12 protein-coding genes are annotated in these 13,733 nt (G+C 72.1%); 2 read left to right on the top strand and 10 right to left on the bottom strand.

Annotation, left to right across the window (positions count from 1 at the left end; translation table 11 throughout):
* Positions 1-7 precede the first annotated feature (7 nt).
* From efeB to dnaG, 5 genes are all read right to left on the bottom strand, one after another.
* Positions 8-1,234 carry an iron uptake transporter deferrochelatase/peroxidase subunit gene (gene efeB, locus ABZ806_RS27200; protein ID WP_500220230.1) on the bottom strand — a complete coding sequence of 409 codons (1,227 nt, stop codon included), beginning with the start codon at positions 1,232-1,234 and terminating at the stop codon, positions 8-10.
* A 33-nt stretch (positions 1,235-1,267) separates the two neighbouring features.
* Complete coding sequence (gene efeO / locus ABZ806_RS27195) at positions 1,268-2,398, bottom strand: iron uptake system protein EfeO (protein WP_500220229.1); 1,131 nt, start codon at positions 2,396-2,398, stop codon at positions 1,268-1,270.
* A gap of 112 nt (positions 2,399-2,510) precedes the next feature.
* A complete protein-coding gene (locus ABZ806_RS27190) occupies positions 2,511-2,981 on the bottom strand; it encodes a YbjQ family protein (protein ID WP_500220228.1) in 471 nt (156 codons plus the stop codon).
* 136 nt (positions 2,982-3,117) lie between these two features.
* Entirely contained in the window at positions 3,118-4,263 is a 1,146-nt protein-coding gene (gene rpoD, locus ABZ806_RS27185) for an RNA polymerase sigma factor RpoD (protein ID WP_500220283.1), read from the bottom strand.
* A 71-nt stretch (positions 4,264-4,334) separates the two neighbouring features.
* Entirely contained in the window at positions 4,335-6,290 is a 1,956-nt protein-coding gene (dnaG, locus tag ABZ806_RS27180) for a DNA primase (RefSeq protein ID WP_500220227.1), read from the bottom strand.
* Between the two features lie 253 nt (positions 6,291-6,543).
* Here dnaG and ABZ806_RS27175 point away from each other — a divergent pair, with 253 nt between their 5' ends.
* Positions 6,544-7,818, top strand: coding sequence for an ABC transporter ATP-binding protein (locus tag ABZ806_RS27175; protein ID WP_500220226.1), 1,275 nt, complete (start codon positions 6,544-6,546; stop codon positions 7,816-7,818).
* 435 nt (positions 7,819-8,253) lie between these two features.
* On the opposite strand, the gene ABZ806_RS27170 is transcribed toward ABZ806_RS27175, so the two are convergent.
* The gene (locus ABZ806_RS27170; protein ID WP_500220225.1) at positions 8,254-8,637 is read right to left on the bottom strand and encodes a MerR family transcriptional regulator; all 384 of its coding nucleotides are present in this window, start codon (positions 8,635-8,637) and stop codon (positions 8,254-8,256) included.
* Between the two features lie 128 nt (positions 8,638-8,765).
* Here ABZ806_RS27170 and ABZ806_RS27165 point away from each other — a divergent pair, with 128 nt between their 5' ends.
* On the top strand, positions 8,766-9,635 hold the full coding sequence (locus ABZ806_RS27165) for an LLM class F420-dependent oxidoreductase (protein ID WP_500220224.1): 870 nt from the start codon (positions 8,766-8,768) through the stop codon (positions 9,633-9,635).
* A gap of 7 nt (positions 9,636-9,642) precedes the next feature.
* Here the strand turns inward: ABZ806_RS27165 and ABZ806_RS27160 are convergent, their stop codons facing one another.
* From ABZ806_RS27160 to ABZ806_RS27145, 4 genes are all read right to left on the bottom strand, one after another.
* Positions 9,643-10,104 carry a GtrA family protein gene (locus ABZ806_RS27160; RefSeq protein WP_500220223.1) on the bottom strand — a complete coding sequence of 154 codons (462 nt, stop codon included), beginning with the start codon at positions 10,102-10,104 and terminating at the stop codon, positions 9,643-9,645.
* A gap of 56 nt (positions 10,105-10,160) precedes the next feature.
* Entirely contained in the window at positions 10,161-11,393 is a 1,233-nt protein-coding gene (locus ABZ806_RS27155; protein ID WP_500220222.1) for an NAD(P)/FAD-dependent oxidoreductase, read from the bottom strand.
* Positions 11,394-11,514: 121 nt separating this feature from the next.
* Positions 11,515-12,789: a deoxyguanosinetriphosphate triphosphohydrolase gene (locus ABZ806_RS27150; RefSeq protein ID WP_500220221.1), complete on the bottom strand. Its 1,275-nt coding sequence runs from the start codon at positions 12,787-12,789 to the stop codon at positions 11,515-11,517.
* A gap of 48 nt (positions 12,790-12,837) precedes the next feature.
* Positions 12,838-13,623: a YdcF family protein gene (locus ABZ806_RS27145; protein WP_500220220.1), complete on the bottom strand. Its 786-nt coding sequence runs from the start codon at positions 13,621-13,623 to the stop codon at positions 12,838-12,840.
* Positions 13,624-13,733 lie beyond the last annotated feature (110 nt).

Raw genomic sequence — 13,733 nt, 5'->3', positions numbered from 1 at the left:
CGAACCGCTAGGCGAACAGGGTGTCGCCCCAGTGGCCGCCTTCGCGGACGCCCGGCGGGCACGCGTAGACGCCGGACCCGACGTGCTGGATGTACTCGTTCAGCGCGTCGGTGGCCAGCGACTGCTGGACCGGGATGAAGCCCTTGCGCGGGTCGCTCTGGAACGCGATGAAGAACAGCCCCGCCTCCAGCCGGCCGAGGCCGTCGGACCCGTCGGTGAACGAGTAGCCGCGCCGCAGGATCCGCGCCCCGTGGTTGGAGTCGGGATGGGCGAGCCGGACGTGCGCGTCCGGCTTCATCCGCGCGAGGACGGGCCTGTCGCGCTCCTTCTCCGCCCCGACCGGCGCGCCCTCGCCCTTGCTGCGGCCGAAGATGTCCTCCTGCTCGCGCAGCGACGTCCGGTCCCAGGTCTCGATGTGCATCCGGATGCGGCGGGCGACGAGGTAGGAGCCGCCCGCCATCCAGCCGTCGCTTTCGCCCGCCCACACGTGCTCGTCCAGCAGCGCCCGGTCGCCCGACCCGATGTTGTCGGTGCCGTCCTTGAACCCGAACAGGTTGCGCGGGGTCTGCGCGTCCGGCGTCGTCGAGGACGTCTTGCCGAACCCGAGCTGCGACCAGCGGACCGAGACCGTGCCGAACCCGATCCGCGCCAGGTTCCGGATGGCGTGCACGGCGACCTGCGGGTCGTCCGCGCACGCCTGCACGGCGATGTCGCCGCCGCTGCGGTCGGGGTCGAGGTTGTCGCCGGGGAAGTGCGGCAGGTCGACGAGTGCGGCGGGGCGGCGGGCCCTGAGGCCGAACCGGTCCTTGCCGTCCTTCTCGAACAGCGTCGGCCCGAACCCGATGGTCAGCGTGAGCCGGGACGGCGGCAGGCCGAGCGCCTCCCCGGTGTCGTCGGGCGGCGCCACCGGCGACCCGGCGACCGCGCCGTCGCCGACGGGCCGGCCGGCGGTCATCGCGGCGGCCGCGTCCGTCCACTCCTTGAGCATCCGGACGAGCCGGTCGCGGTCGTCGGTCGTGACGTCGAACGCCGCGAAGTGCAGCCGGTCCTGGACGGGCGTCGCGATGCCCGCCTGGTGCGCTCCGCGGAACGGGACGGCGTCGCCGGCGCCGGTGTCCTCGTCGGCGAACGCCATCCGGTCGATGCCCGCGCCGGCGGCGGCGCCGGCGACCAGGCTCGCGCCGGAGAAGGTCAGCATCCTGCGCCGGGACATCCCCGGCCGCGCCTCGGTCATCCCGCCGCCATCCCTTCGGTCGTGTCGCCCGCGCTACTCGGCGACGACTTCGGCGAGCTTGGACAGCGGCTCGCCCAGCGCGTTCACCGCGTCGGCCAGGTCCTTGCGGTCGTCCTTGCCGACCTTGTCATAGGAGACGTAGCCGTCGCCCTTCTCGTGCTTCTTCAGCAGCGCCCCGACCTTGGCGAAGCCCGCGTCGAGGTCGCTGGCGAGCTGGGCGTCCCGCTCCTGGACGACCGGCTTGAGCAGCTCGTAGATCTTCTCGGCGCCGTCGACGTTGGCCTTGAAGTCGACGAGGTCGGTGTGGCTGAACGCCTCCTCCTCGCCGGTGACCTTGCCGGTGGCGACCTCGTCGAGCAGCTCCTTCGCGCCGCCCGCCATGTCGTTCACCGGGTCGAGGGTGAGGCCGGGCAGCCGCGACTTCAGCGTCTCCAGGTCCTCCAGCAGCCGCTCGCCGTACTTCTCCTTGCCCTTGACCGAGCCGTCCTCCCAGAGGGCCTTCTCCAGCAGGTGCCAGCCGGACCAGTCCTTCTTCTCCTCCGGCTTCAGGTCGGCCTCGCGGGCGTCGACCTTCGGGTCGATGTCGCCGAACTTCTCCGCGACCGGCTCGATCGTCTCCCAGCCGACGCGGGACGGCGCGTACAGCTCCTTGGCCTTCGGCACGTCGCCGGCCTTCACCGCGTCGACGAACTCCCGCGTCTTGGCGATGGTGTCGTCGAGCTTCACGATGACGAACGCCTTGTAGTCGGCGGCGGCCTTGGTCAGCCGCGCGTCGTCGCCGCCCGCGGCCTCGCCGGTGACCGTCACGTTCTGGGTCGGGCCCTTGCCGGTCTGCCCGGCGCTGCACAGCAGCGTGAACTGCCCGGCGGGCAGGTTCACCACGAAGTCGACGCTGGTGCCGGGGCCGATGTTCTCCCGCTCGGCGAGGATCTTGCCGTCCGCCTTGAGGACCTCGAACTCGTTGACCTTCGATCCCTTGTTGCTGACCTTGAAGGTGATCTTGCCCGCGGTGAGGTCGGTCTTGGCCACCTCGCAGGAGTCGTCGGTCGCCGTCACCGGGATGGCCCCCGCAGCGTCCGCATCGCCGTCACCGCCGCAGGCCGAGAGCAGGGACATCGACACGGCGGCGGCACCGGCCAGAGCGAGGGCGGACACAGGACGCATGGGGGTCTCCAGGGGCGAGCAAATAGTTAGGCTTACCTAAATTAGCGAAGCCTGTCCTCAGCCCGTCAAGTGCCCCCCGCGACAGTGAGCCATCGCACGCCCGCGGGGCCGGTCAGCGGGGCCGGTCGCGCAGGCCCATCGTGAGGTTGCGCGCCGCCATCGGCGGGCCGCCCGGCTGCGGGTCCCCGTAGGGCGGCAGGTGGCCCTGCTGCGGCGGCCGCTGCTGCTGGTACTGCGGCGGCTGCTGCTGCCCCGCCGGCTCCGCCCAGACCGCCGTCCCGTACGCGCAGACCTCGAAGCCGCCGCCCACGTGGGCGGTGTCGAAGCGCATGCCGACGACCGTGTTCGCGCCCTTGCGGCGCGCCTCCTCGCCGAGCCGGTCGAGCGCCTCCCGGCGCGCGGCGGCGAGGCTGACGGCCGGCCGCTCCCCCGTCACCCGGAACGTCGAGCTGCTCCCGCCCTGCGCGGGCTGGCCGGGCTGCGCGGGCGCGCCCTGCTCGGCCTGGAGGGACGTCCCGAAGACCTCCCCGAGCACGCTCCTGATCTCGTACCCCGGCACGCCGTCAGTCGTCACGATCAGCATGCTCACCACGGTAGATGACCGCCCGCACGAAAAGCGACGAATCACCGCGAGTCGCCCGGACGGCGCCGCCGGAGGACGACCGTCCCCCCGGCCGCGCGGCCGGGGGGACGGTCGGTCGTTCCGGATCCGCCGCCCGTCACTCCAGGTATTCGCGGAGCATCTGGGCGCGGGACGGGTGGCGCAGCTTCGCCAGCGTCTTGGACTCGATCTGGCGGATCCGCTCCCGCGTCACGCCGAACTCGCGGCCGACCTCCTCCAGGGTGCGGGGGTGGCCGTCGGCCAGGCCGAAGCGCAGCTGGATGATGCGCTGCTCCCGGTCCGACAGGGTGCCGAGGATGTCCTCCAGCTGGTCCTGGAGCAGGATGAACGCCGCGGCCTCGATCGGCACGACGGCGTCCGCGTCCTCGATGAAGTCGCCGAGGTCGGAGTCCTCCTCGCCGATCGGCGACTGCAGCGAGACCGGCTCCTGGGCGATCCGCTGGATCTCCACGACCCGGACGGGCGACAGCCCCATCTCCAGGCCGATCTCCTCGGGCGTCGGCTCCCGGCCGAGGTCCTGGTGCATCTGCCGCTGCACCCGGACCAGCTTGTTGATCGTCTCCACCATGTGGACCGGGATCCGGATCGTCCGGGCCTGGTCGGCGATCGCCCGGGTGATCGCCTGCCGGATCCACCAGGTGGCGTAGGTCGAGAACTTGAACCCCTTGGTGTAGTCGAATTTCTCGACCGCACGGATGAGCCCGAGATTTCCCTCCTGGATCAGGTCGAGGAACAGCATTCCCCGGCCGACGTAGCGTTTGGCGATCGAGACCACGAGCCGCAGGTTGGCCTCGATCAGGCGTTGCTTCGCCCGCATGCCTTCGCGGGAGAGCAGTTCGAGGTCGAGCAGCTCGCCGCGGGCGAGGACGGCGGTGCGCGCCATCTTCTCCTCGGCGAACAGTCCCGCCTCGATCGATTTCGCGAGTTCTACTTCATCTTCTGCCGTGAGAAGCGGTACGCGACCGATCTCTCTCAGATAGATCCGGACCAGGTCGCTCGTCGGCGCCCGCTTGCCGAGGTCTCCCTCGTCCGCTCGCGTGACGTCCTCGGTCTCCTGCTGAGACTCGAGGACCTCCACCCCCTGCTCCGCGAGCATCCGGACGACCCGTTCCATGGAGTCGTCCGGCAAGTCCGAGCGATCGAGTGCGGCAGCGACGTCCTCGACGGTCACACCGCCGCGTTCTCTGCCACGTGCGACAAGGTCCGCCACCTGATCAACCGATGGCGCCTCGCTTGGCAGCACCGAAGGGCCCACGTGGACAGTCTGCGACAAAGGGGGCCTAGATCACAGGACCCATTTTGCGCTCACTTGCCTTACTGTGATCCGAGCCCTCGCTCGCGCAACACCCGTCTCTGCTGCTCAAGCGCGACAAGATCGCCGAAGAGCTTGTGGTACTCCTCCTGCGCCTCGACCGGATTCAGCCGCCCGAGTTTAGATTTCGCATCCGCGATCATGCGGGTGAGCTGGCGCTCCTGTATCCGGGCGAGCAGTTCCATGGCATAACGGTCATCCGATTCATGGGACGACCGCACCGGTTCCACGCCGAACTTCGTGATCAGGTCTCTGACCTGGTCGTTGGGGGCGCCCTCCAGCAGCAGCGCCACCCACTCGGCCGCGTTGCCGGCCGCCGTCACGCCGCCCGCGGCCGCGAGCACCGCCCGCACCGCCGCGTGCGGCGGCGCGATGAACGCCTCGGCGGGGACCTCGTCGAACACCGGCCCGAGCAGCGCCGGCCGCTGCACGGCCAGTTTCAGCAGCTCGCGCTCGCGCTGCACCTCCGGATCGGACGGGTCGAACGCCGGCCGCCGCGGCGGCCGCGCCTCGCCGGGCCCGTCGCCGGGCCGCCCGTTCCCGGGCCCGCCGTCGCCGGGGTGCCCGTCCCGGCGGCCGTTCCCGGCCGGGCCGCGCCCGTGGCCGGCCCGCTCGCGGGCGTGCCGGCGGTTCGCCAGCTCGCGGACGCGGCGCAGCACGAACTGCTCGTCCATGATGCCGAGCCAGCGGTCCAGGTTGACGGCGTACATGTGCCGGCGGGACCGGTCCTTGATGGCGGCGACGACCGGCGCGGCCGCGTCCAGCGCGGCGAGCCGCCCCTCGACCGTGTCGAGGTCGTGCTGCTCGATCGCGCTGCGCACCGCGAACTCGAATAGCGGCAGCCGGGCCGCGACCAGGTCGCGCACCGCCGCGTCGCCGTTGCGGATCCGCAGGTCGCAGGGGTCGAGCCCGTCCGGCTGGACGGCGACGAACGTCTGCGAGACGAACTTCTGCTCGTCGTCGAACGCGCGCAGCGCCGCCTTGCGCCCGGCGGCGTCGCCGTCGAAGGTGAAGATCACCTCGCCGCGGAACTCGTCCTGGTCCATCAGCAGCCGGCGCAGCACCTTGATGTGGTCGTCGCCGAACGCCGTGCCGCAGGTGGCGATCGCCGTCGGGACGCCCGCCAGGTGGCAGGCCATCACGTCGGTGTAGCCCTCCACCACCACGGCCTGCCGGCGCCGCGCGATCTCCTTCTTCGCCAGGTCGGCGCCGTACAGCACCGAGCCCTTGTGGAAGAGCGGCGACTCGGGGGTGTTCAGGTACTTGGGGCCGTCGTCGTCCTCGTAGAGGCGGCGCGCGCCGAACCCGATGACGTCGCCGGACAGGTCGCGGATCGGCCACATCAGCCGGCCGCGGAACCGGTCCATCGGGCCGCGGCGGCCCTCCTTGGCGAGGCCGCCGGCGACGATGTCGCGGTCGGCGAACCCGCGCCCGCGCAGGTGCCGGACGAGGCCCTCCCACTCGCGGGGCGCGAACCCCACGCCGAAGCGGGCGGCGTCGGCGGCCTCGAAGCCGCGCTCGGACAGGAACGTGCGGCCGATCGCCCCCTCGGGGGACTCCAGGTTGCCGGTGTAGTACTCGGCGGCGGCCTTGTGCGCCTCGATCAGCCGGGCGCGCTGGCCGCCGTCCTGCCGGGGGCCGCGCCCGCCGCCGTCCTCGTAGCGCAGCTGGAGGCCGGCCTGGGCGGCGAGCCGCTCCACCGCCTCGGAGAACGACAAGTGCTCGATCTCCTGGACGAACTTGATGACGTCGCCGCCAGCCTCGCAGCCGAAGCAGAAGTACAGCCCGCGCGATGGCGTCACGTTGAACGACGGCGACTTCTCGTCGTGGAACGGGCACAGGCCCTTCAGGTTGCCCCCGCCCGCGCTGCGGAGCTGCAGGTACTCGCCGATCACGGCGTCGATGGACGCCCGCTCGCGGACGAGCGCGATGTCCTCATTGCGAATCCTGCCTGCCACGACGAAGGAGTCTACGGCGGGGGCGCGACATCCCGCGCTTCCGCACCCGAACCCGCTCCCGGAGCGGGACCGGACCGGCTCCGGAGGCGCCCTCCGGATGGCCGGGGAGCCGCTCGTCCCGGCGGGAACGCCGTGGTCGATGGCCGGACTCGGCCGGATCCGCACCCCGTAACCACGGATTTACTCTGGACAACACGGACCGTCGCGCGGTGTGATGACTGACCGAGATTTTGCTCACACCCAGGCGGACGCGATGACGGATGTTGTGCTCGACGGCGTCGACAAGGTGTATCCGGGCGGGTTTGTCGCCGTCCGGAAGGTCCGCCTGCGCATCAACGACGGCGAGCTGTTCGTCCTGCTCGGGCCGTCCGGCTGCGGCAAGTCCACCATCCTGCGCATGATCGCCGGACTGGAGGAGATCACCTCGGGCGACCTGTGGCTGAACGGGAGCGTCGCCAACGACCTGCCGCCCCGCGACCGGAACGTCGCCATGGTGTTCCAGGAGGGCGCGCTCTACCCGCACCGCACGGTCAAGGGCAACATGATGTTCCCCCTGGAGGTGTCCGGCGACGACCGGGCCGAGGCCGGCGCGAAGGTCGTCGAGCTGGCCCGCGCGCTCGGCCTGAACACGATGATCGACCGGCTGCCGCGCACGCTGTCGGGCGGCCAGCGGCAGCGCGCCGCGATCGGCCGGGCGCTGATCCGGGAGCCGTCGCTGTTCCTGATGGACGAGCCGCTGTCCAGCCTGGACGCGGGGCTGCGCACCGAGCTGCGGGTCGAGATCGCCGCGCTGGTCCGCTCCACCGGCACCACCACCGTGTACGTCACGCACGACCAGGTCGAGGCCATGACGATGGCCGACCGGATGGCGGTGCTGCGGGACGGCGTCCTGGAGGACGTCGGCACCCCCGAGCAGATCTACGAGGACCCGGCGACCGTGTTCGTGGCCGCGTTCCTCAGCTCCCCTCCGATCAACCTGATGCAGGCCACCCTGTGGGCGATCGAGGGCGAGGGGCTGCTGCTCGACTTCGGGCCGCAGCGGCTCCTGGTCCCCTGGGACGATCCCCGGGCGTCCGCGCTGATCAGCCACCACGGCCGGCCGGTGATCGTCGGGATCCGGCCGGACACCCTCGTGCCGATCGCGCCGGGCGCGCCGGCGCCGCACGGGTCCGTGCTGTCCGGGCAGGTCCGGGCGCTGGAGTTCCACGGGCACGAGTGGCTCGCCTACGCCGAGGCCGGCATCCCGACGGTCGACGCGGCCGAGGTGGGCCGCCCGCCGCAGGCCCCGTCCGCCACGGCCGAGCGCCCCGGATGGCGCGACCGCATGCGGGAGATGATCGGCAGGCCGCCCCCCGACGAGCCCGCCCCCGAGGAGCACTCCGGCCACCACCGCCGCTCCGACCTGGTGTTCCGCATCGCACCCGGCGACCGCCCGAACCGCGGCGACCACGTGGCGCTGACCGTGGACCTCGGCCGCGTCCTGTTCTTCGGCGACGACGGCCGGCGCATCACCCCCGTCCAGCGCTGATCACGCGACGACCCCGCGCAGCCCGCGCAGCCCCGCCTCGATCCGCGGCAGCGGCACGGCCCCGTGGCCGAAGACGAGCCCGGGGACGGCCGGCCCGGTGACCGCGAACTCCGACAGCGCGAACAGCCCGATGCCCGCATCGAGCGCCCGCGGCGACCGCCGCCTGCGCTGGCAGCCCGGCGTGCCAGGGCGAGACGTAGCGCGCCATCCGGAACGCGCGGTGCAGCGACGGCGGCGCCGCCAGGAACCCGAGCCGCAGCACCGGCCGCATGATCTTGGAGAAGGTGCCGGTGTACAGCACGCGGCCGTCCTCGTCGAGGCTCTGCAGCGGCTCGATCGGCCGCCCCCGTACCCCGGCCATGATCGCGGCGCGCAGCCGCGCGTAGATCTGCCCGGCGAGGCGGAGACGTGGGCGCGGGCCGAGCGGGTGCTCGGTCAGGCGGGCGCGGGAGCGGCCTCGCAGACCGCCTCCCGGTAGAGGTCGATCTTCCACTTGATGTGCTGCTGCTGGGCGCGCAGGCCGGCGATCTGCTCCTCGACCCGGCGGTCGTGCTCGCGCAGCAGCTCGAACCGCTCCTGGAAGGTCTCGGTGCCGCCGCGGGCCAGTTCGGAGAAGCGCAGCATCTCCGCGATCGGCATCCCGGTGACGCGCAGGCACCGCAGCATGCCGAGCCAGGCGAGGTCGTCGTCGGTGAACACGCGCCTGCCGGACGCGTTGCGGGCGATGCCCGACAGCAGCCCGATCTTCTCGTAGTAACGCAGCGTGTCGATGCTGAAACCGCTCTTCTCGGCGGTCTCGCCCGGGGAGTAGGAGCTCACGCCGTCCAGGATCGCACCTGGAGCGCACTCCAGGTCAACGTCCGCCCGGCGGGGCGGCTTGACCTGGAGTGCGCTCCAGATCGCAGAGTGGAGGGGAAGGCGGACGACGAACAAGCGGAGGGACTGCCATGCGCATCGGACTTCAGGTTCCGAGCTTCACCTTTCCCGGCGGGCCGGAGCAGATCGCCCCGACGTTCGGCCGGATGGCCCGCGACGCCGACCAGGGCGGACTGCACTCGCTCTGGGTGATGGACCACTTCTTCCAGATCCGCGGGGTGGGCCCGTCGGAGGAGCCGATGCTGGAGGGGTACACGGCGCTCGCCTACGCTGCGGCGCTGACGGAGCGGATCACCCTCGGCACGATGGTCACCGGCGTGACCTACCGGCACCCCGGCATCCTGGTCAAGACCGTGACCACGCTGGACGTCCTGTCCGGCGGGCGCGCGTGGCTCGGCATCGGCGCGGCGTGGAACGACGAGGAGTCGCGCGGCCTCGGCGTCCGGTTCCCGCCGACCGCCGAGCGGTTCGAGCGGCTGGAGGAGACGCTGCGGATCGCCCACCGGATGTGGGAGGGCGACGAGTCGGCGTTCGAGGGCGAGCACTACGCGCTGGAGCGGCCGCTGAACTCGCCGCCCGCGCTGCGCCGCCCGCATCCGCCGGTGCTGATCGGCGGGGGCGGGGAGAAGAAGACGCTCCGGTTCGTCGCCAGGTACGCCGACGCGTGCAACCTCTTCGACGGCGACGAGCTGCCGCACAAGCTGGACGTCCTGCGGGAGCACTGCGAGCGCGAGGGACGCGACTACGGCGAGATCGAGAAGACGTCCCTCAGCCTCGTCACCGGCACGCCGTCCGTGGACGAGGTCGTCGACAGGGTCGGGCGGCTCGCCGAGCGCGGCATCGACCACGCGATCTTCTCCCAGGGCACCGGGCAGGACCTCGCCGGAGTCCTGTCCGAGGCCCTGGCCCAGACCGGAGAGCTCGTCCCGGCGGGGCGCTGAGCCCCGCTCACGCGGCCGCGGGGGTGAACACCCACTTCTTGTAGGACCAGTAGCGGAAGGCCGAGCCGAGGCCGACGCCGGCGAGCAGGCCGAGGTTGTAGGCGATCCCGCCGTGCAGGCCGAGGGTGTAGTAGGTGAAGCCGGTGCACAGCACCTGGATGAGCAGCCCGACGCCGTTCAGCGCGAAGAAGATCGCGACCTCCCGGCCGGAGCCGTCGCTGTCCCGGTGCCGGAACGTCCAGTGCCGGTTGAGCAGGTAGGAGGTCAGCGTCGACACGATGGTCGGGACGACCACGCTGGTGACCGGGCTGCCGCCGAGCCACGCGCGCATCAGGTTGGCGCCGAAGATCATGATGAGCGTGCCGACGCACCCCACCAAGCCGAAGCTCAGCAGTTCGCGGAGGAAGGTCCGGTACGCCGGGGCGGAGGAGACCGATTCGACCGGTCTCGACCGCTGCACAGTACTCACTCGCCCAGACCTTACCTGAGTAGGACATATGCGAAAGTCGCTATCCCCCTAAAAGATCAGTTATGCCGCGTGTCGGCCAGCGGCACCTTCGGGTCGGCGAGGCGGGCGGCGTCCACGGGGCGGCCGGAGCGGATCAGCGCCTGGACGTCCCCCGTGACGTCCCACACGTTCACGTTCATCCCCGCGACGACCCGGCCGCCCGACAGCCAGAACGCGATGAACTCCCGGGATTCGCGGTCTCCCCGGTACACGACCTCGTCGTACTCCCCCGGCGAAGCGACGCCCGACATCTCCATGCCGAGGTCGTACTGGTCGCTGAAGAAGTACGGGATCCGGTCGTAGACGACCTCCTGGCCGAGCATGGCGCGGGCGGCGGCGGGCCCGCCGTGCAGCGCGTTCGCCCAGTGCTCCACGCGGATCCGGCGTCCGAGCAGCGGGTTGTAGGCGTTGGCGACGTCGCCCGCGGCGAAGATGTCGGGGTCGGACGTGCGCAGCGACTGGTCGACGAGGACGCCGTCGGACACCTCCAGCCCGGCCTCCTGCGCGAGCGCGGTGTTGGGCCGCACCCCGATCCCGACGATCACGACGTCCGCGGGGACCTCGGCGCCGCCGGAGGTGACGACCGCCGACACCTGCCCGGCGCCCCAGAACCCGGCCACGCCGTCGTCCATCCGCAGGATGACGCCGTGCTCGCGGTGCAGGCCGGCGAACATGCCGCCGAGTTCGGGCCCCACGGCGGCGTGCAGCGGCGTCGGCTCCGGGTCGATGAGCGTGACCTCGTTGCCGTGGGAGCGGGCGGCGGCGGCCGTCTCCAGCCCGATCCAGCCCGCGCCCGCGATCACCACGCGCCGCCCGCCGTGCGCGAGCGCCTGCTTCAGCGCCGCCGCGTCGGCCATCGTGCGCAGGTAGTGGATGCCCTGCAGCTTGGAGCCGGGCACCTCCAGATGGCGCGGCGACGCACCGGTCGCCAGCAGCAGCCTGTCGTAGGCGACCGGTTCCTTGGTGGACAGGCGCACCTGGTGCGCCTCCCGGTCGATCGCGGCGACGGACATGCCGAGCCGCAGCTCCACGTTGTGCCCGTCGTACCAGTCGGGCTCCTGGACGTGCGCCTTCTCGCGGGGCTCCCGGCCCAGCAGGAAGCCCTTGGACAGCGGCGGACGCTCGTACGGCCGCTCGATCTCGTCGCCCACCAGCAGGATCCTGCCCGTGAAACCCTCCTCGCGGAGCGTCTCCGCCGCCTTGGCTCCGGCCAGGCTCGCGCCGGCGATGACGAACGTCTCCTCGGGCATGGCGACCTCCTGTAGTTGACTTGTAGCTATCCCTACAGGCGCCCCTGGGACGAGACAAGAGCCGTCAGCGGGCGCGTCCGCACGTATTTCCACGCCGCGCCGGCCGGGAGGCAGGCGCCGATCAGTGCGGACGGCCGCCGAGCATCCGGTGCCGGGCCATCGCGGAGAGATCGGTCAGCGAGGCGATCTGGTCGACGACGGCGCGCAGCCGGGCCGCGTCGTCGGCGGCGCGGGTGAACGCCTCCCGGAACCCGGGGTCGAGCGTGCCGGGAGCGCCGGCGAGCATCAGCTCGGCCAGCTCGGTGATCAGCGTCCGCTGGCGGGCCCTGATCTCCTCGTGGCTGATCCACACGTAGTGCGCCGTGATGCCCTTGAGCAGCGCGTTCTCCATCCGCGGCACGCGCGGGACGATCAGCTCCGCCGCGTACCGGGTCAGCGGCCGGTCGCCGTAGGCGTCCCTGGTCGCGGCCTCGGCGGCGAGGCAGAACCGCCCGATCAGCGTGCTGGTCAGGTTCTTCAGCGCGGCCAGGCTGCGCGGCGTGCCGTCGTAGCGGTCCGGCCAGCACGGCTCGGCGAGCAGCGCGGCGAAGCGCTCCTCGAGCTCGCCGAGGTCGGCGCCCGGGCAGTACAGCTTCGCCGCGGTGGCGGCGACGAGCCGGCGCTCGGCCGGGTCGGCGAGCCGGGCGAAGTCGATGTGCCCGGCGACCAGCGCGTCCTCCAGGTCGTGGACGGAGTAGGCGACGTCGTCGCTCCAGTCCATGACCTGCGCCTCGAAGCACGTCCGGCCCTCGGGCGCGTCCTCGCGGACCCAGGCGGCGACGTCCATGTCGTCCTCGTAGACGCCGAACTTCCCGTTCACCGCCTCGGCCTGCGACCACGGGTACTTCATCGCGGCGTCCAGCGCCGCGCGGGTCAGGTTGAGGCCGACGCTGCGGCCGTGCAGGGGCGGGCCGTCCGGCGCGAACGACTTCGGCTCCAGCCGGGTCAGGACGCGCAGGCTCTGCGCGTTGCCCTCGAAGCCGCCGCAGTCGCGGGCGACGATGTCCAGCGCGTACTCGCCGTTGTGGCCGAACGGCGGGTGCCCGATGTCGTGCGACAGGCACGCCGCCTCGACCAGGTCAGGGTCGCAGCCGAGGGCCTTGCCCAGCTCCCGGCCGACCTGCGCGCATTCCAGCGAGTGGGTCAGCCGGGTGCGCAGGCTCTGCACGGTGTCGGCCGCGGCGTCCGCGCCGGGCGAGGCGACCTGGGTCTTGGCGGCGAGCCGCCGCAGGGCCGCGCTGTGCAGGACGCGGGCGCGGTCGCGTTCGAACGCCGTCCGGTCGCGGCGCTTGGCCGGTTCGGGCGCCCACCGCCGGCGGTCGCGTGCGGTGTAGCCCTCGATGATGTTGCTCGTCATGGCCCTATCCAGGGTAGGCGGGCGGGGCCGGGGTCGGGGCCCGCCGGTTCAGCGGCTCGGCGGGACGGAGGACGACGGCGCGGGAGTCCCGGAGGGGTCGATGCGGATGCGCTTGATGGTCTCGTCCGGCACCTGGACGCTCTTGCCCAGCAGCACGTACGACAGGTAGCCGCCGGTCTCCCGGACGATGTAGTTGAACTGGGTGTCGCGGGTCTGCACGCTCGGACCGCTGCGGGTCGGCGAGGCGGCGGCCTCGATGCCCTGGTCGGCGGCCATCTTCTTCGACCGGAGCCCGTGCCACGGGTCGGTGACGATCACCGCGGAGTCCCAGTGGTGCCGGTCGAACTCGGCGCCGGCCGCCTTCAGGCTCTCCAGCGTGTCCCGCCCGACGGGCACCGCGAAGACCTTGGACGCGGGGACCCCGCCCTCCTTGATCAGCCAGGCGCGGCCGGCGCCGGCCTCGGTGTAGTCGTCGCCGGGCGCCTTGCCGCCGACCGTCACGATGGCGGGCGCGACGCCGTCGCGGTAGAGGTCGAGGGCGTGCTGCAGCCGCCACTTCAGCGTCGGGGACGGCACCCCGTTGTACTGCGCGGCGCCCAGCACGATGATCGCGTCGGAGCGGGGCCGCTCGTCCTGCCGGGCCTGGTACCAGATCCGCGCGCCGACGGTCAGCGGGGTCAGCACGACGATCGCCAGCAGGCCGAGGAAGACGCTCATCGGAATCGTGAACCACGGCGACCGCCGGCGCCTGCGCGGGCGGCCGCCGCCGTCCTCGCGGTCCTCGGCGGCGGGCTCTTCGGGCTGGTTCTCCGGCAATTCCACTTCCAACGTCATCGCATCGGACACACTATTGAGATGGTCCGGCTCGCGTCCGAAGTTCACACATACCGCGTGTAACGGAACCCACACCCGCGCCGGCGGCCGTTTTCCAGAGAGTTGGTATT

Source organism: Spirillospora sp. NPDC047418, assembly GCF_040643275.1.
In the GTDB taxonomy this organism is placed as follows: Bacteria; Actinomycetota; Actinomycetes; order Streptosporangiales; family Streptosporangiaceae; genus Spirillospora.
This window is presented reverse-complemented; position numbering and strand designations above follow the sequence as displayed.

Coding starts and splice junctions, on each gene's coding strand:
- ABZ806_RS27165 (WP_500220224.1), top strand. CDS start 8,766: ATGCGCATCGGACTTCAGGTTCCGAGCTTCACCTTTCCCGGCGGGCCG.
- efeB (WP_500220230.1), bottom strand. CDS start 1,234: ATGACCGAGGCGCGGCCGGGGATGTCCCGGCGCAGGATGCTGACCTTC.
- ABZ806_RS27155 (WP_500220222.1), bottom strand. CDS start 11,393: ATGCCCGAGGAGACGTTCGTCATCGCCGGCGCGAGCCTGGCCGGAGCC.
- ABZ806_RS27145 (WP_500220220.1), bottom strand. CDS start 13,623: ATGACGTTGGAAGTGGAATTGCCGGAGAACCAGCCCGAAGAGCCCGCC.
- ABZ806_RS27190 (WP_500220228.1), bottom strand. CDS start 2,981: ATGCTGATCGTGACGACTGACGGCGTGCCGGGGTACGAGATCAGGAGC.
- ABZ806_RS27175 (WP_500220226.1), top strand. CDS start 6,544: ATGACGGATGTTGTGCTCGACGGCGTCGACAAGGTGTATCCGGGCGGG.
- efeO (WP_500220229.1), bottom strand. CDS start 2,398: ATGCGTCCTGTGTCCGCCCTCGCTCTGGCCGGTGCCGCCGCCGTGTCG.
- ABZ806_RS27150 (WP_500220221.1), bottom strand. CDS start 12,789: ATGACGAGCAACATCATCGAGGGCTACACCGCACGCGACCGCCGGCGG.